The organism is Aquimarina penaris (genome assembly GCF_040786285.1).
In the GTDB taxonomy this organism is placed as follows: domain Bacteria; phylum Bacteroidota; class Bacteroidia; order Flavobacteriales; family Flavobacteriaceae; genus Aquimarina.
In genome coordinates, this window is sequence record NZ_JBFMKQ010000003.1 from 222860 (window position 1) to 246518 (window position 23659).

Annotated in this window: 19 protein-coding genes; 13 read left to right on the forward strand and 6 right to left on the reverse strand. The window is 32.1% G+C overall.

All coding sequences use genetic code 11. From position 1 onward, the window contains the following. From ABW637_RS14815 to ABW637_RS14840, 6 genes are read left to right on the forward strand one after another with little or no spacing between them, the layout of a single operon-like run. Positions 1 to 1731, forward strand: coding sequence for an HAD-IIIC family phosphatase (locus ABW637_RS14815; protein WP_367585493.1), 1731 nt, complete (start codon positions 1 to 3; stop codon positions 1729 to 1731). Then, positions 1728 to 1964, forward strand: coding sequence for an acyl carrier protein (locus ABW637_RS14820; RefSeq protein WP_367585494.1), 237 nt, complete (start codon positions 1728 to 1730; stop codon positions 1962 to 1964). The genes ABW637_RS14815 and ABW637_RS14820 overlap by 4 nt, the downstream gene beginning before the upstream one ends. 24 nt (positions 1965 to 1988) lie before the next feature. After that, the gene (locus tag ABW637_RS14825; RefSeq protein WP_367585495.1) at positions 1989 to 3083 is read left to right on the forward strand and encodes an EpsG family protein; all 1095 of its coding nucleotides are present in this window, start codon (positions 1989 to 1991) and stop codon (positions 3081 to 3083) included. 14 nt (positions 3084 to 3097) lie between these two features. Continuing rightward, positions 3098 to 3985, forward strand: a complete 888-nt coding sequence (locus ABW637_RS14830; RefSeq protein WP_367585496.1) for a glycosyltransferase family 2 protein — start codon at positions 3098 to 3100, stop codon at positions 3983 to 3985. 33 nt (positions 3986 to 4018) lie between these two features. After that, positions 4019 to 5122, forward strand: a complete 1104-nt coding sequence (locus tag ABW637_RS14835) for a glycosyltransferase family 1 protein (protein WP_367585497.1) — start codon at positions 4019 to 4021, stop codon at positions 5120 to 5122. A gap of 2 nt (positions 5123 to 5124) precedes the next feature. Continuing rightward, the gene (locus ABW637_RS14840; protein ID WP_367585498.1) at positions 5125 to 6504 is read left to right on the forward strand and encodes a phenylacetate--CoA ligase family protein; all 1380 of its coding nucleotides are present in this window, start codon (positions 5125 to 5127) and stop codon (positions 6502 to 6504) included. Positions 6505 to 6689: 185 nt separating this feature from the next. Here ABW637_RS14840 and ABW637_RS14845 read toward each other — a convergent pair whose 3' ends face one another. The 3 genes from ABW637_RS14845 to ABW637_RS14855 form a co-directional block, all read right to left on the reverse strand. Further along, complete coding sequence (locus tag ABW637_RS14845) at positions 6690 to 7616, reverse strand: D-alanyl-lipoteichoic acid biosynthesis protein DltD (protein WP_367585499.1); 927 nt, start codon at positions 7614 to 7616, stop codon at positions 6690 to 6692. A gap of 6 nt (positions 7617 to 7622) precedes the next feature. Continuing rightward, on the reverse strand, positions 7623 to 9059 hold the full coding sequence (locus ABW637_RS14850; RefSeq protein WP_367585500.1) for an MBOAT family O-acyltransferase: 1437 nt from the start codon (positions 9057 to 9059) through the stop codon (positions 7623 to 7625). 241 nt (positions 9060 to 9300) lie between these two features. Beyond that, entirely contained in the window at positions 9301 to 11262 is a 1962-nt protein-coding gene (locus ABW637_RS14855; RefSeq protein ID WP_367585501.1) for a right-handed parallel beta-helix repeat-containing protein, read from the reverse strand. 309 nt (positions 11263 to 11571) lie between these two features. Between ABW637_RS14855 and ABW637_RS14860 the strand changes: the two genes are divergently transcribed. Together ABW637_RS14860 and ABW637_RS14865 are read left to right on the forward strand one after the other, a co-directional pair. Then, positions 11572 to 12723 carry a glycosyltransferase family 4 protein gene (locus ABW637_RS14860; RefSeq protein ID WP_367585502.1) on the forward strand — a complete coding sequence of 384 codons (1152 nt, stop codon included), beginning with the start codon at positions 11572 to 11574 and terminating at the stop codon, positions 12721 to 12723. A 36-nt stretch (positions 12724 to 12759) separates the two neighbouring features. Beyond that, positions 12760 to 13383, forward strand: a complete 624-nt coding sequence (locus ABW637_RS14865) for a sugar transferase (protein ID WP_367585503.1) — start codon at positions 12760 to 12762, stop codon at positions 13381 to 13383. 7 nt (positions 13384 to 13390) lie between these two features. On the opposite strand, the gene ABW637_RS14870 is transcribed toward ABW637_RS14865, so the two are convergent. Then, a complete protein-coding gene (locus ABW637_RS14870) occupies positions 13391 to 15082 on the reverse strand; it encodes a carbamoyltransferase family protein (protein WP_367585504.1) in 1692 nt (563 codons plus the stop codon). A 223-nt stretch (positions 15083 to 15305) separates the two neighbouring features. Here ABW637_RS14870 and ABW637_RS14875 point away from each other — a divergent pair, with 223 nt between their 5' ends. The 5 genes from ABW637_RS14875 to ABW637_RS14895 all read left to right on the forward strand — a co-directional run bounded on the left by ABW637_RS14875 (position 15306) and on the right by ABW637_RS14895 (position 20752). Further along, entirely contained in the window at positions 15306 to 15899 is a 594-nt protein-coding gene (locus ABW637_RS14875) for a formyltransferase family protein (RefSeq protein WP_367585505.1), read from the forward strand. 70 nt (positions 15900 to 15969) lie between these two features. Further along, positions 15970 to 16581: a sugar transferase gene (locus ABW637_RS14880; protein ID WP_367585506.1), complete on the forward strand. Its 612-nt coding sequence runs from the start codon at positions 15970 to 15972 to the stop codon at positions 16579 to 16581. A gap of 67 nt (positions 16582 to 16648) precedes the next feature. Beyond that, the gene (locus ABW637_RS14885; RefSeq protein ID WP_367585507.1) at positions 16649 to 17884 is read left to right on the forward strand and encodes a GNAT family N-acetyltransferase; all 1236 of its coding nucleotides are present in this window, start codon (positions 16649 to 16651) and stop codon (positions 17882 to 17884) included. An 81-nt stretch (positions 17885 to 17965) separates the two neighbouring features. After that, positions 17966 to 19711 (forward strand): NeuD/PglB/VioB family sugar acetyltransferase, encoded by a 1746-nt coding sequence (locus tag ABW637_RS14890; protein ID WP_367585508.1) that lies wholly within the window; start codon positions 17966 to 17968, stop codon positions 19709 to 19711. Between the two features lie 3 nt (positions 19712 to 19714). Beyond that, the gene (locus ABW637_RS14895) at positions 19715 to 20752 is read left to right on the forward strand and encodes a GNAT family N-acetyltransferase (protein ID WP_367585509.1); all 1038 of its coding nucleotides are present in this window, start codon (positions 19715 to 19717) and stop codon (positions 20750 to 20752) included. Between the two features lie 19 nt (positions 20753 to 20771). On the opposite strand, the gene ABW637_RS14900 is transcribed toward ABW637_RS14895, so the two are convergent. Both ABW637_RS14900 and ABW637_RS14905 read right to left on the reverse strand, forming a co-directional pair. After that, positions 20772 to 21722, reverse strand: coding sequence for a hypothetical protein (locus tag ABW637_RS14900; protein ID WP_367585510.1), 951 nt, complete (start codon positions 21720 to 21722; stop codon positions 20772 to 20774). A gap of 11 nt (positions 21723 to 21733) precedes the next feature. Then, complete coding sequence (locus ABW637_RS14905; protein WP_367585511.1) at positions 21734 to 23185, reverse strand: MBOAT family O-acyltransferase; 1452 nt, start codon at positions 23183 to 23185, stop codon at positions 21734 to 21736. Positions 23186 to 23659 lie beyond the last annotated feature (474 nt).

Below are 23659 nucleotides of genomic sequence, written 5' to 3' on the forward strand. Positions count from 1 at the left end.
ATGGAACCAATTTTAAGTTTTAGGGCACTACAGAAAGAAGCTAAAAAAATAGATTCAAATGCTAGAGAAGTTAAAGTAGCTGTTTTGGGTAATCATACCACCACTTTTTTTTCTAAGGCATTAAAGAATCAGTTAACCGTTGCGGGGTTTGATACTCAGGTGTATGAATCAGATTATGATCAAATAGATATTACAATTATAGATGCTGAATCTGGTCTGTATGAATTTGACCCCGAGGTTATCATTATTTTCGAATCTGCATTAAAGCTTAAAGATAAATTTTATGCAATAGAAGATAATCAAGGTAGGGCTCAATTCTATAAAGATGTCAACGAATCGGTTAAAAACAGAATATCCCTTATAAGAGCAAATAATGCTAAGGCCAAAATTATTTATTTTTCTTATGAGTTAATTGATGATCAATTATATGGAAACTTGTTTTCTAAAATACCTCATAGTTTTTATAAACAACTATGGAAGATCAATAATGATATGATGAGTCTTGCTGATGAGGTACAAGATTTCTATGTCTTTGAAATTAATAAATACCTTCAAGGTATAAACGATTATAGGGATTGGCCAGCATTTATTAACTCAGATTTACACTACTCTATTGATACTTTTGCAGTGTTAACTCATCATATTACTCAATTTGTTAAGGCACTAAAAGGAAGTTTTAAGAAATGTTTGATCCTGGATCTGGATAATACGACCTGGGGCGGTATTATTGGAGACGACGGAATAGAAAATATCCAGGTAGGATCATTAGGAATAGGGAAAGCCTTCTCTAAACTTCAAAAATGGGCTAAAGAACTTAAAGAACGAGGCATTATTTTAGCGGTATGTTCTAAAAACACCGAAGAGGTAGCCAAAGAACCTTTCGAAAAACATAGCGAAATGGTACTTCGACTAAAAGATATCTCTGTGTTTGTCGCCAATTGGAAAAATAAGGCAGATAATATACGATACATTCAAGAAGTTCTAAATATAGGTTTTGATTCTATGGTGTTTATCGATGATAACCCGGCTGAGCGAGATATCGTAAGACAAAGTCTACCCGAAGTTACTGTACCCGAATTACCCGAAGACCCTGCTTTATACGTACCCTATTTAACAAGCTTAAATTTATTCGAAACAGCTTCGTATTCTGATAATGATAAAGATAGAACGGCACAATACCAACAAGAAGCAGAACGTAAAAAGCTAATATCTTCGGTGACCAATATGGATGATTACCTGAAGTCTTTAGAGATGCAAGGTGAGATAGAGAGCTTTACAGAAAAAGATGTTTCCAGGATAGCTCAACTTACCCAGCGATCCAACCAGTTTAACTTAAGAACGAAGCGATATACAGAAAATGATATCACAGCATTCATGACCTCTGAAAATCATCTCACATACTCTGTGAAATTAAAGGATAAGTTTGGTGATTATGGTTTAATTTCGGTTATAATTTTAGAGAAGAGCAAAGATGGTTCTTTCTTTATCGATACCTGGATTATGAGCTGTAGAGTGCTAAAGCGTGGAGTAGAACATTATGCGATGAACACTATCGTTTCAAATGTACTTGATAGAGGAGCAGAATTGATTGTTAGCGAATATTTAGAGACACCAAAAAATAAACTGGTTTCTGATTTATTAGAGAAATTAACTTTTAATGCTTCAGAAACAAAAAATATATATAAACTTAATCCTTTACATTATAAACCTTTTAATAATTATATATCATGAATGACGTTCATAACGAACTGACCTTACTTTTTCGTGAAGTTCTTGAAAATGATGATATTACTCTTACTAATGAAACTGTAGCGAGTGATATTGACGAGTGGGATTCTATTAATCATATTTATTTGGTTGTAGAAATAGAAAAACATTTTGGTATCAAATTTACCAGTGCTCAAATTTTAGAATGGAAAAATGTGGGTGAAATGTTAGAAGCAATAAAAGAGAAAAAACAATAATACTACTTTCTAAAGCAATATAAAGTGTTTGATTTTATACCCGTAATAAAATATTTTGATGTGTATATTAATATATGCCTGGGTATAGTTACGTTTACTTTATTGCATACCTATATGCTATCATTGCATGATCAGAAAAATATTACGTTCATAAATGGTATGGGATATGTTCTCCTGTTTTTTATTGTAATATACATGGGTTTCAGGCCGATTAGTTATTTATTTGGTGATATGGGAAACTATGACATACAATATAAAAACTATGCTAACGGAGCTCCTGCCAATACAGATAAAGACATAGCCTTTAATCTTTTTATGAAGTTTTGTTCTTCTGTAATGAGTGCAAAATTTTTCTTTGCTTCTTGTGCGTTGATTTATATATATCCCTTGTATCGTGTTTCTAAATCTTTTTTTAAAGAATACTGGTATTATAGCTTTTTATTATTAATTATTTCATTTTCGTTCTGGACCTATGGTGTTAACGGAATGCGAAATGGAATGGCAACTTCAATATTTTTATTGGGATTGTCATACTACAAACGATTACCGGTAATGATAGCGTTTATGGTGTTAGCAACACTTGTTCATCAAACAGTGATGTTACCCGCATTAGCCTATGCACTAGCGTATTTTTATAACAAACCCAAAACCTATATTATTGCTTGGTTTGTTGCTATTCCTTTGTCTTTGGCACTTGGCGGATTTTGGGAATCATTATTTGGAAGCCTTGGTTTTGCAGAAGAAAGATTAGGGGGATATTTATCAGAAAATACAAGTGGAGAATCTTATGGTAAAACAGGATTTCGTTGGGATTTTCTAATCTATAGTGCAGGAGCAGTATATGCAGGATGGTATTTTATTTTTAAACGAAAATTTGAAGATGTTTTATATCATCAATTGTTTAATGTGTATGTAATATGTAATGCTTTTTGGATACTGGTGATACGTGCCAATTTTTCTAATCGATTTGCATATTTATCATGGTTTATGATGGCTATTGTGATCATCTACCCATTCTTAAAACAACATTTTTTTAAAAATCAACATGTAGCCATTGGTAGGGTGGTGCTTGGATATTTTGGTTTCACCTATTTTATGTATTTAATATATTATAGCTAATAAAATTTTATAAAATGAAGACCTTAACTGTTTTTACACCTAGTTATAATAGGGCGTATTGTCTTGATAATTGTTATAAAAGTTTGGTGCGCCAAACTAGTAATGATTTTGTATGGTTGATCATTGATGACGGGTCTTCTGATGATACCAAAAATGTGGTAGAAGGTTGGATTAAAGAAAATAAAATCCAAATACAGTATCAGTATCAAGAAAATCAAGGAATGCATGGTGCTCATAATACAGCATATGATTTGATCGAAACCGAATTAAATGTATGCATCGATTCTGACGATTATATGCCTGATGATGCTGTAGAAAAAATTATTTCCTTTTGGAAGGCAAATGGATCTGATCAATATGCGGGAATGGTTGGTCTTGATGCCTATGTAAGCGGAGAAGTAATAGGAACTAAGATTCCTGAGACTTTACGTCAGACCACGATGTATGATTTGTATAATATTCATAATGCACTGGGAGATAAGAAAATAGTATACAGAACAGAAGTTGTCAAAAAATACCCCAAATATCCTCTTTTTAAAGGTGAAAGATTTGTTCCATTAGGGTATTTGTATCAATTAATTGACCAGGATTATCAACTTTTGACGCTAAATGAAGTGTTGTGTATTGTAGAATATATGGAGGATGGCTCTAGTATGAATATGTTAAAGCAATACAGAAGACATCCAAATGGATTTGCATTTTCAAGAAAAAACAGAATGCGCTTGGCAAAAACATTTAAAGATAAATTCAAGAATGCAATTCATTATGTGTCGAGCTCAATTTTTATTAAGAATTGGAAATTTATCAGTGAATCTCCGAAGAAATTAATTACAATTTTAGCCATTCCGTTTGGGGTGTTGTTAAACTTGTATATACGGTTGAAAACAAAAAATGGACTATAGCAAATGGTAAGGGTTTTACAAGTTTTTACAATTATGGGGCGCGGAGGAGCAGAGTCGATGATCATGAATTACTATCGAAATATTGATAGAAAAAAAATTCAGTTTGATTTCCTGGTGCATCGACAAGAGCGAGGAGCTTTTGATGACGAAATAGAAAACTTGGGAGGTACAATATATAGAATGAACCCCATCAATCCGTTTTTTCCGAATAGCTATTATAATGAGCTAAGATCTTTCTTTAAAGAGCATAGTGAATACACTATCGTTCATTCCCACCTCAATACATTTAGCAGTTTTGTACTCAAAATAGCAGAGGAGTTTAAAATCCCTTATCGTATAGCACATGCACATACGGCTACAGAGCGTATTAAGTTAAAAGATATGCTTCATCCCAAAAGCGCGAAAGAAGCACTTAAAAAATCTGTAAAGTTTCAACTTAAGAAACGTATTCATAATCATACGACTCATTATTTTTCATGCGGAGAAAAAGCAGGAAATTGGTTATTTGGTGCCGAGCAGTCTTTTGAGATTATGAATAATGCTATTGATGCCGAAAAATTTACATATAACCCAAAGGTGTCTGAGGATTATAAAAAAGAATTGAACCTAGAGGATGAATTAGTACTAGGCCATATAGGAAATTTTACAGATCCTAAGAATCACACCTATTTACTTAAAGTTTTTCAGAAAGTACTTCAGAAAAAAGAAGACAGTAGTCTGGTACTTATAGGAGATGGACCCTTACGTAAAAGTATAGAAAATGAAGCCAAGAGCCTGTCTATTGATCATAAAGTACACTTTTTAGGCTTAAGAACCGATATAGCTAATCTTTGTCAGATGCTTGATGTCTTCATTTTTCCATCTTTGTATGAAGGCTTACCGGTTACATTAATCGAAGCACAAGCCGCCGGACTTAAGATTTTTGCGTCAGACACCATAACCAAAGAAGTTCATATCACAGATGACATTACTTTCCTTTCAATACTAGACAATCCTTCGGTATGGGCAGATGACATTTTGAAGCATCATACATACAAAAGAGGGAATAACTTTGATGCGCTCAAAAAACATGGATATGATATTAAGTCTGGTGTAAAAGCCTTTGAAGATTTTTATTTATCATTAACTTCTAATTAAATATGGGAAATATTAAAGAACAGGTTTATTCGAAATCACCCCATTTTATTCAAAATTGTATAGTATCCCTATATAATATCTTAGCGTACAGGAAAAGATATTCTAAAAAATATAAAGGCTTTTTAGAACACTATAAGAGCAATAATAATTTGTCTATTGAAGAGCTAAAAGATATTCAAGCAGAGAAATACAAAAGATTTATTACCCATGTAAATGATACATCTTTATACTATAAAAATGCTTTTGCTAGTATAGAATCCCCAGAAGATCTAAATAATATTGAAAAACTACCCATAGTTGATAAAGAAGCACTGAGGCAGAATATAGAAACGGTATATACGATCAACAAAAGTGAAGGGGGTGTTTCTAAAACGGGTGGTACTACAGGAAAATCCCTAGAAGTGGTATTCACTTTTGATGATATCGAAGAACGATTTGCGATACTTGATAATTTTAGAAATAGCTTTGGATATGCCTTAGGTAAAAAAACCGCATGGTTTAGTGGTAAGAGCCTTTTGAGCAATCGCGATATTAAAAAAAATAGATTCTGGAAAACAGATTTTTTCTATAATGTACGATATTACTCAACGTTCCATATTCATAATAAATATCTTGGATACTATGTGCAAGATTTAATAAAGTATGCACCAGAATATATGGTAGGTTTTCCTTCTACGATGTATGAGATTGCCAAGTACGGTATGGCCAATAATATTGATTTTCCGGCAAAAACAATTAAGGCGATATTTCCCACTGCAGAAACTATAACAGATGATATTCGGAATGTGTTAGAAGGCTATTTTAAAACGAATTTATACAACCAATATGCATCTTCTGAAGGAGCACCCTTTATACTCGAATGTAAAAACAAAAAACTACATCTAGAACTGCAAAGTGGTGTCTTTGAGGTGTTTGATGATGCGTATAATCCCTCTAAAAAAGGACGTTTAGTAATTACCTCTTTTAATACGCATGGTACCCCTCTTATACGTTATGACATAGGTGATCAGATAGAGTTGAGCGATGAATCCTGTACTTGCGGCAATCATAATCCATTGGTGAAAGAGATTTTAGGCCGTATATCAGATTATATATATTCTGAAGAGATAGGAAAAATTAATTTAGGCAATATTTCTAATAGCCTAAAAGGAGTGAAAGGCATTGTAAAGTTTCAGATTCAACAAGATACTGTGGATCAAATTTTTGTCTTAATTGAAAAAGATGAAAAACAGTATACTGCTAAATACGAAGAAATCTTTCTTAAAAACTTGAGAGATAGAGTGGGTGATAAGATGACAATAGAATTGCAGTATGTAGATGAAATTCCTGTAGAAAAGAGTGGTAAATTTAGAATCGTAAAAAACTCCCTAAAAGGTGTTTAGCTAGAATAATAGATTAGAAAATTTACGTCAGTCTGAGTGATTTTCGATAGAAAATTGTATCGAAGACAAGTAAATTTTCGTTTATAAAAACTTCTCGATACAATTTTTCTGCAAAAAATTACTCGAAGTGACCTAGTTTTTTAGCACGATACCGTTATCACTCGTTAAATACTTCTTTTCAGCTATTACAATAACTTTTTAAGCTCTGTATTTATTTTTTTAGAGAATACTTCTGCGCCTTTACCATTAAGATGATCGCTATTATAAAAAAGAGATTGATCATCACCTTGATTAGAAAAATTAAAATGTTGGATATTATATTTTTGTTTTAAATACTGGACATCTTCATTGTTTTGATCAACATACTCTTTAAGCAAATATCCATATATGTCATTATGCATGGGTAATGTAAATAAGATCGGTGTGATGTCTCTTTTTTTGAGTTGAACAATAAAATCCTCTAAATCTGCAAGGTTTTCTTCTCTTTCGTTAGAATCTTTAACTTCTCTATTAAAAAAATTAGCCTTTCGTTTAATATTCTTATCAGTAAAAGCGTTTGTAGCACTTCCGTAATGTGGCATAAAACCTTTGATTACTTCTGCGCTATGGGTTTGTTTCTCTTTAAATTGCTCTAGTAGTTTATCTTTTACTATAGATACGGCAATTCTTGGAGTATACCCTAACCAAAAGTGTGATATATCGTTCCAAAATTCGGTTTTATCTTTATATTTTATGTCGTAATCATAGTATAGCCAGGTATCTCGTATTCCCTGGCTCGAAAAGTAAAGCGAATGTTGATCTACACTAATAAGCACATATTTCAATTTTTTTAAACTATCGATATGCTTAAGTGTAATTCTCTTATCAAAATATAAAGACTGATTACCTGCAGCCATATTGTACGTCTCTAATTCAAATTGGCGCGGATCAACACCATTATACGCATGAGAATTACCCAGAGCCAATATTTCTATATCTCCATAGTTAGCCGTTAATCCATTGATTTTTTGCTTGTATTCGGTATTCATTGTTCTTAGATACACTTCAAACGCCAGAGTTACAATCCCTAGCGGAATTATAAAAATCAGTAGTGTTTTTAAAAATCGTTTCATTTTGACTTAAAATTGAAAGTATATAAATTCTTGTTGTTGACCACCGAATAAAAATATGACAGCGATTAAAATATAGTATAATGCAAATCTAACCAGTCGTGGCATTTTTGTGTTTTTAAATTCTAGGGCATGCTGTTTATCTCTCTGTAACCATTCGATAATCACAAATAGTATAATGAAAAATATAACTGTTAGAGGAAAAAATTGAGGCATTTCGAATAACGAAGGTGAAAATATTTCTCCTAAATATGCAAATGCATGTGTGATATTTTCTGCCCTAAAAAATACCCAGGCAATGGTGGTAAGAGTAAATGTCATCAAAATCTGAAACACTTCTTTAATACTGGCAAATAGTCTGTTTTCGGCAACGACATTAGTGTGCGTACGGTTTTTATTTAAAAGCATTAGCGGTAAGAAATAGAGTGCATTTAAGCCTCCCCATACAATAAATGTCCAATTAGCACCATGCCAAAAACCACTTACCAAAAATATGATAAAAGTATTTTTTACTTTCATCCAGGTACCTCCTCGGCTACCACCAAGCGGGATATAGAGGTAATCTCTAAACCAGGTTGATAACGAAATATGCCATCTACGCCAAAATTCTGCGATATCCCTAGAAAAATAAGGGAATGCAAAATTTTGCATTAAGTTAAAACCAAACAATCTTGAGGTTCCTATTGCAATATCCGAATACCCAGAAAAATCACCATAAATCTGAAAAGCAAAAAATATAGCTCCCAATGCAAGCGTACTACCAGAATATTCTGCAGAACTATTAAAGATAATATTGGCAAACTTTGCGGCATTATCTGCAATAACTATTTTCTTAAATAATCCCCATAAAATCTGACGTAAACCATCTACTGCTTTTGCATATTCAAACTTACGAGGTACATAAAACTGTGGTAAAAGATTGGTAGCTCTTTCTATGGGGCCAGCTACTAACTGCGGGAAAAAGCTCACAAAGGCAAAAAATGCAATAAAATCTTTAGTAGGTTCCAGCTTCTTCTTATATACATCTATAGTATAGCTCAACGTCTGAAACGTGTAGAAACTAATTCCGACAGGAAGAATGATATTTAATCGCTCTGCAGATATACTTGTCCCAAAGAATGTGAAGGCATCAGAAAAGCTTTCCAGAAAGAAATTGTAATATTTAAAGAACCCCAGAAAACCAATATTAACTAGAATACTGGCGGTTAGGAGTAATTTTCTCTTGCTTATTTTTTCTGTTTTTGACAGGGATACACCTATTAAAAAGTCTAATATCGAACTAAAAATGATTAGCGATAAAAACCGCCAGTCCCACCAACCATAAAATACATAACTGGCCAGAAGTATTAATAAATTTTGGGATTTGAGTTTTTTATTAAATACATACCAGTATAAAATAAAAACAACAGGTAAGAATATTAGAAATTCCAGTGAATTAAATAACATTGTTAAATCTTAAAATTTTAATGTAAAAGAGGTGGGGGCTTTCTAAATAAGTGCCAAATATACATTTTATTTACGTACAAAAATAAGTGAGATTAAAAATTGGGGTAAATCCCCCTGGCCGTAATTATTTTGTGATATATGATCTAACTTTTGAGGTTTTAAAATGGAGGCATAAAAAAAGGGATACACTTGTGCATCCCTTTATAGTACTACCATAAGGTAGTTTATATGTTAGATAAAATTATCTTGTTCCACAGGTGTTACCAGTATCGGTACCAATTGCATTTGCATTAGAAGAATCATCTTTAATACACTGAAATGATCCAGAAGGAACAGATATGCTGTTTCCTGTTATCGATATCTCAGAATTAACTTCGCTTAAACGTACACCATGACTAGGAGACACAATATCGTTAGTTGCTAATGATATTTTAGAAGCATTAATTAATTGTAATCCTCCTTGAGAATTATTATTCTGATACGTAACACCATTAGTTTTTGAGAACACAGAGCTTACCGGAGTACGGAACATATTATTGTCCACCATAACATTAAAATTCTCTTCACCAGCTCCCTGGTTCAATTCTACAAAATATAAGTGATTACCTTGTACAGAGATATCGTTACCCATGATAGTAACATTATCGGCTGTAGTAAGCTGAGCAGAAACTCCTTTACTTGATGTTCTACTACTTGTGATTTTGTTCCCGTTAATCGTCATATTAGTAGCTTTTTTGATCTGTATTCCACTAATACACTCGTTGATAATATTGTTATTAATTTTTACATCATCATTAAAAGCTGCAATAGCTACACCATATCCAGAGAATGTATTACCAGATACCTCATTATTAAATACCGTTGGGCCTTCTCCACCAGCGATTAAGGCAGGCGATCCTGCAGATTGTTCTGATGCAGTAAAAGTGTTATTAATAATCTTAGTATTATTTGTAGTAGAGTATACTATTTTACTCTCCATCGTATTATTTTCGATGGTTACTCTTTCTCCTATAGAAACCGTGATACCACCAATTCTACTACCACGCTCTGTATTATTTCTGATCGTTATATCTTGTGCTAGTTCATATAAAATAAGTTCACCAGTAGCTGCATCTCTAGCTCTTAATGCTTCGATATTGATAGCATACCCTACGGTAGAACCGTCTGATAATTCTCTATGACGACCCGTATTCACAAACGTATTATTTTCTACTAAAATATCGTATCCATCAGTGATCGATAAACTCATTCTTCTACTTTCTTCTACAAGACAGTTTTTAATCACGATATCACGAGAAGCAATATAATCCGGTTGAAATGTAAATCCGATAGAGTTAATGTTCATAGATCCTGCAGATCCCATTCTCATCGTTATACCATCTACCACAACATTACGGGCACCATGAAGCATTAATAAAAATTGTCCTTCTTCAGCTTCTGGTCTAGAATATATATGTTGATCACGATCTCCCCATAGGTTACCTCCTGTAATAGTAACATTTTCTGCATCTCTAACCGCTAGTAGTACTCCAGATCCTCTATTGGTTGGGATTACTCTAAGGTTTGTATTTTCGGTCATTACCAGATTAAAATCTGAAGGAACATTGACAGCTTCTACACTTGGGTAAAAGTTTTGGTTACTTGTAGTACTTGTGACTCTACTAACATCAAAAAAGGCATCTAGTTTGTTGATTTCAACTGTAGTTCCTTGTAATCTCTTCACTAGTTCAAACGTATCTTCTAGGATGGCTACATTTTTTTGAGCTTGATCTTCGTTGGTTTGGCCTTCTACAAGCTCCCATCGCACAGCATAAAACTTAAACGTAGGTTCTTTTAATTGTACATCTCCTTCAACTTCAAGTTTAGAACTTAATAATCTTCCGTCGATAGTACCACCGGCAAATATTAATTTACCATTGATGATATCACCACCTGCGAAATCAAAAGTAACATTAGCGGGTAAAGTAACAGTTTCACCTTGAAGATCTAAAAGACAATCCATAACAACTGTTTCGTTGGCGCTAACACCAGATATGTCAAAACCACAAGGTGTTGTGATTACATTTTCTGGTTGGTCAACCTCAATAGGACCTCCTGGTCCGTCTACAATTTCTTGTGGGACTAAATCTCCAACGCTTTCACTGCTACAAGAAAAAATAAAAACTGATAAAATAAAAAGTAAGGGAAAAACTAAATTTTTCATTTGGGGGAATTATTTTTTGGGTTATTTATGCATCATTAAACGTGGGGTTATCGGATAAATTGTACAAAAAACAGGTTGAAAGTGTTAAAAATACGTTAAAAAATAGTTAACAATCATTAAATCAGCGTTTTATACTTGTCAAAACATTCATTTTAATCACTAATATATAAAAATAGTATTTTTTTGTTCGAGATGTATTCTAAAAATTTAAATACAAAAAGAAACTTAAATTTTGAGTTTTCAAACCTTTGCATATACCTATATTTGTACCCGTTTATATTTGCGCTCAAATTTTACAATTCTGTTTACATGAAAAAAATAATACGGGTGACCACCGTGCCAATATCGTTAGGCGGTTTATTACAGGGACAATTAAAGTTTATGTCTCAACATTATAATGTTATTGGTGTTTCTAGCCGAGGGGGTGATATATTAGAGTATGTGTCAGAAAAAGAAGGTGTACAGGTTATTCCTGTAGAAATGACACGTAAAATAACACCATTTCATGATCTTAAAGGCCTTTATCAGTTGTATAAAATCTTTAAAAAAGAAAAACCGGATATTGTGCATAGTCATACGCCTAAGGCAGGTACATTATCTATGATGGCGGCAAGGCTTGCAGGTGTACCACATAGATTACATACCATTGCTGGTTTGCCACTTCTTGAAGCTAAAGGGGGGAAGCGAAAACTTTTAGATACGGTAGAGAAATTGACCTATTCTTGTGCAACAATGATTTATCCTAATTCTTTTGTTCTTAAAGATATTATACTTAAAAACAAATATACTAAGGCAAATAAGCTTAAGGTAATAGCTAAAGGAAGTTCTAATGGTATAGATACCTCATATTTTGATCCCCAACTTTATACTGCCAAAGATAATCTTGCTTTTAAACAAAAATATGGTATAGATGAATCAGATTTTGTTTTTGTCTATGTAGGACGATTAGTTACTGATAAAGGGATTAATGAATTGATAGAGAGTTTTAAGTTAATCAATCAAGATCACAATAATGTAAAACTATTACTTGTGGGTCCTTATGAAAAGGAATTGGATCCAGTTTTACCCGAAACAGAAAAAGAAATCAATGGTAATCCTAATATTATATCTGCTGGTTGGCAAAATGATGTAAGGCCGTTTTTTGCAATTTCTGATGCCTTAGCTTTTCCTAGTTATAGAGAGGGGTTTCCTAATGTAGTAATGCAGGCAGGTTCGATGGGATTGCCTAGTATTGTCACCGATATTAATGGATGTAATGAAATCGTTGAGCATATGGTAAATGGTGTTATAATTCCTCCAAAGGATGCTATGGCTCTATATGAGAACATGAAAAAACTGTTAGAAGACAACGTATTATTTTCTAAGTTATCACAAAATACCAGGACTATGATTATTGATAGATACGAACGTCGTTATGTTTGGAATTCTTTGTTGGAAGAATATAGAACCATTATAGAATAGCTTGATAAAAAAACAATTAAATCAAACGACCAACCAGTGTATAAACTTTTTATAAAACGAATCTTTGATTTTTGTGTTGCATTAACACTTTTACTTTTTATATCACCAATTTTTTTAGGCATTAGTATTTTTTTGGCTTTTGCAAATAGAGGAACACCATTTTTTGTTCAAAAAAGACCAGGTAAGAACGAAAAGATCTTCAGTATCATTAAGTTTAAAACAATGAATGATCTTACCGATGAAAAAGGCGAATTACTACCGGATAGAGATAGATTAACAACTATTGGTAGTTTTGTCAGAAAAACATCATTAGACGAATTACCACAGTTGATTAATGTGCTTAAGGGTGAGATGAGTTTTATAGGCCCAAGGCCTTTATTAATACGATATTTACCTTATTATAAAGAAAGTGAGAGAATACGGCATTCTATACGCCCAGGGATCACAGGTTTGGCACAAGTTTCGGGTAGAAATCTTCTTAACTGGGACGACCGGCTAGGTTTGGATGTTGATTATGTAAACAAGCTTTCTTTTGTATTAGATCTTAAAATTATCCTTAAAACCATCCAGAGCGTAATCACATCAAAAGATGTGGTGGTTGATCCACAATCTGTAATGATCAATTTAGATGATGAAAGACCTCCCCGAGATTCTGCCTAAGAATCTTTTAGTTTTTCATTAATACATAATTGCCAATTACTAATCCATCTAAACCAGTGGAGAAGAAACATCTAATGGCATCTTTTGGTGATTCTACAACGGGTTCTCCCTGTATATTGAAACTTGTATTCAAAACAACAGGTACACCAGTTTTGTCACCTAAATTTTTGATAACATTATAATACCTAGGATGAAGATCTTTTCCTACGGTTTGTAACCTTGCGCTACCATCTACATGGGTTACGGCAGGGATTATCTTTTGTTTGTCTTCAAGAACATTACATACCTTTAGCATAAAAGGAGCTTCTACCTCGAGATCAAAGAATTCGTCTTTGGCCTCAACGATTGCAGAAGGAGCAAAGGGTCTGTATGCTTCTCTAAATTTTACTTCAGCATTAATCTTATCCTTCATATCCGGAAATGCTGGATTCGCTAAAATACTTCGACTGCCCAGTGCCCGAGGTCCAATTTCCATAGTGCCCTGAAACCATCCTATTATTTTACCTTGTTCAAGCAGAGATGCCGCCTTTTCACAAATATCTTCATGATATTCATAAGGTAGTTTCGCACCTTTTAAAACCTTTTCGATTTCTTCATTGGTATAACTTGTTCCTACATAAGGATCTAGGTGAACAAAATTTCTTGGTTTGTTTAGCATACCATTGTAAAGGTAATATGCAGCTCCAAGCGCAGTACCATTATCTCCGGCAGCTGGCATTACATAGACATCTTTAAACTTACTTTCTCTTACTATTCGGCCATTCATTACACTATTTAGAGAAACTCCACCAGAAATAACCAGGTAGTCTGCTTTCGTTTTTTCGTGTAAAATGTCACAAATCTCAAGAACTTTATCTTCTAAAACCCTCTGAAAAGCTGCAGCAACATCCATATGATGTTTTTGGAAGTCTTCTCCATTTTTGCGAGGTTCACCAAAAACCTTGAAAAACTTTGGTGAGCATCGTCTCCAACTCATATTTTGATAGTTGAAATAGCTTAGGTCGAAATGTAGTTGCCCGTTTTTATCAACTGTAATTATTTTTTCTACTTCATCTTTAAAAACACTGGGGTCGCCCATAGGCGCTAATCCCATTGTTTTTCCTTCGTCATAACTCGTTCTAAATCCACAGAATTGGGTAACGGCCTCATAAAAAGATCCTAACGAATGCGGAAAAAAACTTTGATTGATACATTTAACATCGTTTCCTTTTCCGTAACCTAACCAGCTTGTTGCCCATTCTCCAGAACCATCTATACCTAGTAAAGCAGCTTCTTCATACGGAGATACAAAAAATGAACCTGGCGCATGGCTATAATGATGTGGAATTAGATGAACTTGTGGTCCTTCTTTCTTGCTATTCCAATGGTATTTAAACCAATTCCAGAAACCTTTTTGCTTATTATAGGCATGAACAAATTCGTGATTAATAAAAGGCTTAAAACTTTTGAGATTTTTTGCACAATGCAATAACTTTTTGCCCAGATTATGAGATGGTTTTATAGATATTGCAATATGGTCTATATCATTATAATCTAGTTTTGCAATTTTGAGACAGCGATCTATTGCCATTTGAGGAAAAACTCTTGTGTGTTTATCCCTGTTAAGACGTTCTTCTTCTATTGCAGCTATTAATTTACCATCGACAACTATACAAGCTGTAGAATCATGAAAGTAGTAGTTTAACCCTAATATTACCATTATTTGTTTATTTCTTGATCGATTATATTGACGTTAAGTTTATTATGACGTAAAATAATAAAGGGGGAGTGTTTTTTAATTTCACTTTTGAAAAGATGAATTTTAAAAGCCGTAAATATATATATAAAAGCCATAATTTTAAGGTAATATTGTATTTTAATTTTCATTTTGAAAATGTGACAGAGATATGCATATCAATAGCACCATAAAGAACAGGAAATAAATGAATAGTACTACTAAAATTAATTGGGCAATTTTAGCATCTGGTTGGGGGCTTAGTGCCAGGAATACTATAGAGGCTTTTGAAAAGGATACGTTTAAAAAAAGTCATATTTCTGTATTGATTTATGAACAAGAACCTTGTGGAGCTGCAGAAAAAGCCAGAGAAATTGGTATTGAAACCATACGACTCGTAAAAAAGGATTTTCCGAATTTAATTTCGTATCAAAAAAAACTCATCGAAGAACTAAAAAAAAGAAATATAGATTATATCTTTATGCTCGCTTATAAGTACCTTATAAAGGATGAAATGTTAGCTGCTTTTCCCAACAGAATACTTAATATTCATCCCTCACTTTTCCCCAGTTTTTTAGGTACTCAAACGGCTATCCAGGATGCATTAGATTATGGTGTTAAAATAACAGGAATAACGACGCATATTATTGATGATAAACTGGATGAAGGGATAATTCTTTGTCAAGAACCCATTAGGATTAAAAAGGATGATACTTTTGAAACATTGTATCCAAAGTTTACCAAAAAAGGAAAGAAGGTCATTGCAAAAACAATTAAAAAAATAGAAAAGATTACTATCTGATGGATATCGGATAACCATAATACAACAAACCAAAAAAATATAACCAAAAAATACTTGATCAGAATTTCCTATGTATACACTGTTTTTAAAACGTTGTTTTGATTTCTTTGCAGCTTTAACCGGGCTTATACTTTTATTCCCTGTATTAATAATTGTTGTTATCGTTTTACTGTTTTCAAATAAAGGGAAACCATTTTTCTTTCAATCCCGACCCGGGAAAGGTGAGAAGTTGTTTAAAATAATTAAACTAAAAACAATGAATGATAAGAAGGATGAGCATGGGGAATTATTACCCTATGAACATAGGATTACAAAAATGGGTGCTTTTGTAAGAAAATATTCTCTAGATGAAATCCCCCAATTATTTAATGTGCTTAAGGGTGATATGAGTGTTATTGGTCCAAGACCCTTATTAGAACAATATTTACCTTTATATAAAGATTGGCAACGACGAAGACATAATGTTAAACCTGGTATTACGGGTTGGGCGCAAGTGAATGGGAGAAATACAATTAGTTGGAAACAGAAATTTGAATACGATACCTGGTATGTTGACAACTTATCATTTCTTTTAGATATGAAAATTATCATTAAGACTATTAAAAAAGTAGTGTTAAAAGAAGGAGTTAATAGTCAAGACAATCTAAATATGCCTGTATTTACAGGAGGTGACAATGAATAAATTATATAATACGTAAAGACAATTAGTAACCCCCAAAAATAAATATATAGAAAAAAAATACTTAAAAATGATGAATAATAATCCTTTTACCTTACCGGTCTTTACCGATAAGTGGATTAAACATTTTAGTACATCTAAACCAGAAAAAAGATTCGATTTTATAAAAAACATTTCGTTTGTTAAGAAATCTTTTTTTCCTGTTTATGTTAATGTGGGTAAAAGTCATACCAAAGGAATATCATATAACTTCTCGGATAAAGGAAAAGATTTTAAGAATAAGGTGTTTTTATTGTATGACATTCCTGATTATTTTGAGTTAGATACTACGCATACATTTTCTTCTTTAAAAACGATTGATAGTAAACAATATCCGGGATATTTAGTGGATATATCTAAATATTCGGATATAACAGAGTACAAGAAAAGCAAATTTGGGAAAAGTAGTCTTGCTAAGGTAAATAAGTATAAGCGTAAACTTGAGTCTAGTTTTGATATTACGTATACCCTTTATTATGGGGATATATCCAGAGAAACCTATGATCTTATATTCGATAGGTTTAAAGTATTGCTAGAAAAAAGGTTTTCAGATATTCATATTCATAATAATAACTTAGATCCAAAAGAATGGTCATTTTATTATGATGTGATTTATGATATGGTCTTACAAGAAAAAGCCTCGATATATGTAATCTATGATGGAGATAAAATTATCGCGGGATCAATTAATTACCATATGGGTCAAATTGCAATTGGAGCAATAATGGCTTATGATACTGATTATTCTAAGTTCTATTTGGGTTTTACTATTATACATAAACTTCTTGAATGGGCAATCGATAAAGAGCTTGATGTTTTTGATTTTTCGAAAGGTAAATTTGGATATAAAACACAATGGAGTGATAGAACGTATTATTTTTCTTATCGTATACTTTATGATGGTAGTTCATGGACTGCAACTTTGCTTTCATGGATCATGTCTTTGTATTTTAGATTTAAAAACAATTTAAGAGAAAGAAATATAGGAATGCTTAAAAGCAAATTTTTATTTCTTTTAAAAAAGAAGAAAAAAAATACCTCGAAACATTATAAGGTAACCCAATTTACAGAAACTTTAAACAGTCATGAATTTCTTAAAGTATCTTTTGGGTCTAAAAATTTTAATTATTTAAATAGAATAACATATGATTTCTTATATTCATATTCAGAGCATATAAAAGATATTGAAATTTTTCAATATGTACATGACATAAAATCATTTGTGATTAAAGGTAAATCTGCCAAGCAGAAAGTTAGTTTTGAATGAATTTTTGGATATTGCGAAATAAGGAGTTTTAGAAACGTATTATAAATTGCTTTTTTAGTGATAGATATTATAAAAAAATGAATGGATAAAATTCTAATTGTAGGTGCTTCGGGTCATGCTAAAGTAGTAGCAGATGCTATAGAACTTATGGGTGTGTATGAGATTTATGGTTTTGTCGATTCCTTTAAAGCTAAAGGAGAAAAAGTTCTGGGGTATGAGGTTTTAGGAACAGAAAAGATTATACCAGATTTATTTACGAAAGGAGTAACAAAATGTGTTATTGCCATTGGGGATAATTGGCTGCGGTTTTTGATGTATACTAAAATTAAAAAATTAGTTCCCGATTTTGAGTTTATTACTGTGATTCATCCTTCTGCTATTGTTAGTAAATATGCATCAATAGGAAAAGGAACAGTAGTACTTAACTCGGGCAAAATAAATGCAGATGCAAAAGCTGGGGACTTTTGTATTATTAATACCAATTCGAGTTTAGGGCATGACAGTGTGATGAAAAACTTTTCAAGTTTAGCACCAAGTGCTACTATAGGAGGAGCGGTAAGAATAGGAGAACTTTCTGCAATATCTATTGGAGCAACGGTACTTCAGAATTTATCTATTGGTGAGCATACAGTTATTGGGGCAGGAGCGGTTGTAACACAGGATATATGTGATTATAATATTGCTTATGGGGTACCTGCAAAAATTATCAGAAAAAGAGAAATGGGAGAAAACTATTTTAATAATACATGTACAGATACTAGATTTGAAACGTACATGATTGAAGATGATGAGGATTTAGAAAAGTATAAAACAATGATCAATGCATTGAACATTTCTAATCCATTTTATAAAACTGAGTTGTTGGGAACATCAGATATGAATGTTCATCAATTATGTTATTTTGTATTAGAAAAGAATAACAAACCTGTTGTAATTATGCCTTTTTATGAAAGGGATATTCTAATCGATGGGCAACAAACTTCATACAAAGATGTAATATCACCTTATGGATATAGCGGGCCGTTGTTTGATAAAGAAGAGGTAACTCTGCAATTATTACAACTGTTCTGGGAAGAAGTAGATCAATGGTACCACAAAAGAAATATTGTTAGTGAATTTGTTCGATTTAGTCTTACTAACAATTATAAAGAGTATTCGGGAGAATTGATCCCAAGTCTAAAGAATGTAAAAGGAGTAATTCTGGATGAAGAACAACAATGGAATAACTTTAAGCCAAAAGTTAGAAATAACTATAGAAAGGCAGTACAAGAAAACCTTCGGATAGAAATATTTGATGCTCCGATATCATTAGAAGTGATTAAAGATTTTTACGATATATATATACAAACCATGCAGCGTATCAATGCGCATGATCAGTATTTTTTCTACATAGATTATTTTACAAATTTTATTTCAGAGAACCCAAATAGTGCAATTATTGCAATTGTTTATAAGGAATCTACACCTATTTCGACAGAATTAATATTGAAGGACAAGGATACATTATATTCTTACCTCGGAGGTACATTGTCGGACTACTTTTTTACCAGGCCCAATGATTTTTTAAAAATTGAAATGATGAAATGGGCAAGAGAAAATGATTATAAATACTATGTGCTGGGAGGAGGAAGAGAAGACGGCGATGGATTGTATAAATATAAAAAGTCATTTTTTCCTAATGAAGAAGATATTGTGTATTATACAGGAAGAAAAATAATAAATCACGAAATATACAATGACCTTAGTTTAAAAAGAGTAGTAAAAGATGTTCTTGATCCAGATGATATTAGAAACAGTTATTTTCCATTATATAGACAAAATGAATAAAGTATGAGTTTGCCTGTCTTAAATATTGAAATCATTGAAGAAAAAGTAGAATGGCAAAATCTATTGAATATGGTAGAGTATTATGATTTTTACCATACCTATGATTACCATCAACTCTCTAAGGCGCCAGATGAAAAGCCAATACTTATTAAGTATGAAGATAAGGGTAATGTTATTGGGTTACCATTGCTATTAAGAAAGATTTTTGATACTGATTATTATGATGTCACCTCTGTTTATGGCTATGCAGGACCTTTGTGTAGTACTATAAACTCTTCGTTTAACAACCTCGATTTTGCAAGCCAGCTCAATCAATTTTTTCGGGAGAAAAAGGTAGTTTCGGTATTCTCGAGATTAAATCCTTTTATCAAAAATCAAGAAATTGTTTTAAAAGGATTAGGGGATTTGGTTCAGCTTGGTACGATTGTAAATATTGACTTGACACAGGATATAGATATACAACGAAGTGTTTTTTCTAAAACAACCAAAAGATATATTAATAAAGGTAGAAAATTATGTTCTGTTAGGCTAAGTAATTCAAAAGAAGATATCTCTACTTTTATGGAACTCTATTATGAGAATATGGATAGAGTTCAGGCAAAAAAGAATTATTATTTTACCGAAGATTACTTTAATTACTTCATTAATAGTAGTGATTTTAAAACCGATGTGTTGCTCGCGACTTATAATGAAACCAATGAAATTATTTCTGCCGCTATGATGGTAAAGACCAATAATATTATACAATATCATATTTCCGGTACTCGAGATGATTATTTATATCTAACACCAATACGGATTTTAATTGATGAAATGAGAATCAAGGGTACTTCAGAAAATTATAAGTATTTTAATCTGGGAGGTGGCCTTGGTGGAGCAGAGGATTCTTTATTCAGGTTTAAGTCTTCTTTCTCTAAGGATTATAGAGATTTTAAAGTATGGAAATATATTGTGAATAGAGAAGTGTATGATCAACTTACTAGTCAATATACTGATCTGGATAATGAAACAGATTTTTTTCCATTATATAGAGCCAAATAAACGATACGAATACAATATTTTATTTACCTCTCAGGTAGTTTGAAATCATAGTGGCTATTATATCCCTACCATGATTGTTCCAGTGCTGATCATAAATTAAGGTTGTATCTTGATCTGAAGCTTCGAATGCTTTAGAAAAATCTATGTAATCAAAATGATTTTCTTTTAGATAAGATATAAACAATGGGCTTGTGGCTTTAACGTCAAGAAGTAAGACAAAACGATCTTTATCATAACCATAGGTAGAGGTAAGGTGTTTGAAATTATCGATATACTTTTTGTCTTTTTTATGATTTGTTTTATTTGTACGACTAGCTTTTTTTATAGGAGTCTTGCCTTTTACAAAACCTTTGACCCTTGAGATGAGTTGCTTTAAAGGAGTAAATACTCCTATACTTTTAGTATACACTAATAATTTACTTTTTTTTAGCGTCTTATTGATTGGTGATTCTAAGGCTAATCTATCTTTAACAACAGTATATGTGTTCCGTGTTAGGTCATCAGAAAACCTGATATAGATGACTACGTGATCAATAACATCGAATTGCTCTTTATACTTATGAATAAGGTGCAATTGATCGGCCATGTCATATCCAGCATAGCCGTATTCATAAACTTCTGTTTTGGGTAATAAGCCTTCTACTTTTTTTCCGATCGAATTGAAATAATCTTGATGAAAACCTTCAATAAAAGAATCTCCTACGATGGCAATCTCAACTTTGTCTTTAGTTGGAGTATACTCTCGGTAAGAATTAAAACCAGAACTATTGATTTTGTATTCAGAGAAATTTTGTTTTCGATTTCCGGTTACAGAAAACCCATGTTGGTTTGGTTTCCATTTTTCTACATCATATTGATCTAAATATCGCGTAGGATTGTCTTTTCCTAAATAAAATATTCGGACTAAAATTTCTAATGAGATGATCAGAAGAAAACCATATAAAATACTTTTTTTAAGTAGTTTTTTCATAGTCTCAAAATTTAGAATTGAAAGTATATAAATGACCGATCTATTTGATCATCATAAAATAGTAATATAGCCAAAAGGAGTATAGCATAAATTAAAAATCTAACGTATCGGGATTTAAAATTGAATGGAGCTCTCTCATCTTTTCGGATACAATATTCATAAATAACAAATAGAATTATCATAATATAATAATCGATCATTCTATACCCAAAGGGATTGTTGTAACTAATTATGGTATCATTTATAAAAATAGCTTTCAGATATTCCCATGCATGTGCCAATGATTCGGCTCTAAAAAAGATCCATGAGAAGGTTACTAAAATAAAGGTCATGATGATTTGAAAAAACTCTTTTGCAGAAGGAAGTATAGTTTTTTCGGCTATAGTAGTACTAAGGTGGTTTCTATTGTTGTTGGTTAAAAAAAGTGGTAAAAACATAAAAGCATGTATAGCACCCCAAACGATAAAAGTCCAATTTGCCCCATGCCAAAATCCACTCACTAAGAAAATAATAAATACGTTTCTTATAGAGATCCATGTGCCAGCTTTAGAGCCTCCAAGAGGTATATAGAGGTAGTCTCTAAACCATCTCGATAAAGAAATATGCCATCTGCGCCAAAATTCAGCAATGTTTCTAGAAAAATATGGGAATCTAAAATTAGGACTCAGTTCGATTCCAAATAATTTTGCAGTACCAATTGCGATATCAGAGTAACCACTAAAATCACCATAAATCTGAAAAGCAAAAAAGAATACTCCAGTTATAAGAGTACCAGACGAATAGTGCGTGTAGTTCGTGAATATATCATCGACAATTGGAGCCAAAGCATCTGCAATCACCAATTTCTTAAAAAAACCCCATAATATAAGTTTTAACCCATTTACAGCTTGGTTGTATTCAAAAACTCTTTTGTTTAATATCTGTGGAAGAAGATTAGAAGCCCGCTCGATCGGCCCGGCGACTAATTGAGGAAAAAAACTTACAAAAGTTGCAAAGGATATAAAATCTCTTGTTGGTTTGATTTTTTTATGATAAATATCAAACGAATAAGACATGGTTTGGAATGTGTAAAATGAAATCCCTACGGGTAATATAATTTTTAAAGTCCAGATGCTATTTAACTCGTATCCGAATATTGAGATAAGATCTACCCAAGAATCTATAAAGAAATTATAATACTTGAAAAACCCTAGAAGTCCTAAATTAAAAAGGATGCTAAACCCCAGCCAGCTTTTTTTCTTTCTATTGGTGGTGCTTGAATAGATGCGCTGCCCAACAAAGAAATCTACAATGGTACTTGCTAGTATAAGAAACAGAAACCTCCAATCCCAGAAACCATAAAAGAAATAACTGGTAATTAATAGAAACAAATTTTGGGTTTGTAGTTTTTTCTTTAAAAAAAACCAATACACAAAAAATACTACCGGCAAAAAAATGATATACTCTAAAGAATTAAATAGCATCTATATATGGCTTAATTAGTATTATCTGATGGGGATTCTTTAACTAAAAATACACTATGGGCAATGTATTTGGTTTTGAAGAGTGTAAATTTTGTGTATTTAATTAAATAAATCAAGGTTTATAGTAATAATTTTTTCGATGTTAGAAAAAACTTCAATATATGAAAGTGTATGTATGAAAAAAAAGGGGTATTTACCCCTAAAAAAAAAGGTGTTGTACTAGTTTAATTCATAAAAAAAAGAACTACTATTGTACTGTTGGTTAATCATTATTGAATGACCAGAATATGAAAAAAATGACATTCATATTTGGGGAATTTTTTTGTTAAAGTATGTTAACTAAAACTTTTTTCTGTCGTATTTGCCAGATTTTTTAAAGTGATAGTTGTACTATTGATTAAGTTATTATAATACTTTTCTTACGGAACAAACGTATTTTAATTACTTTTTTTCGACAATAAGAACCTTTAAACG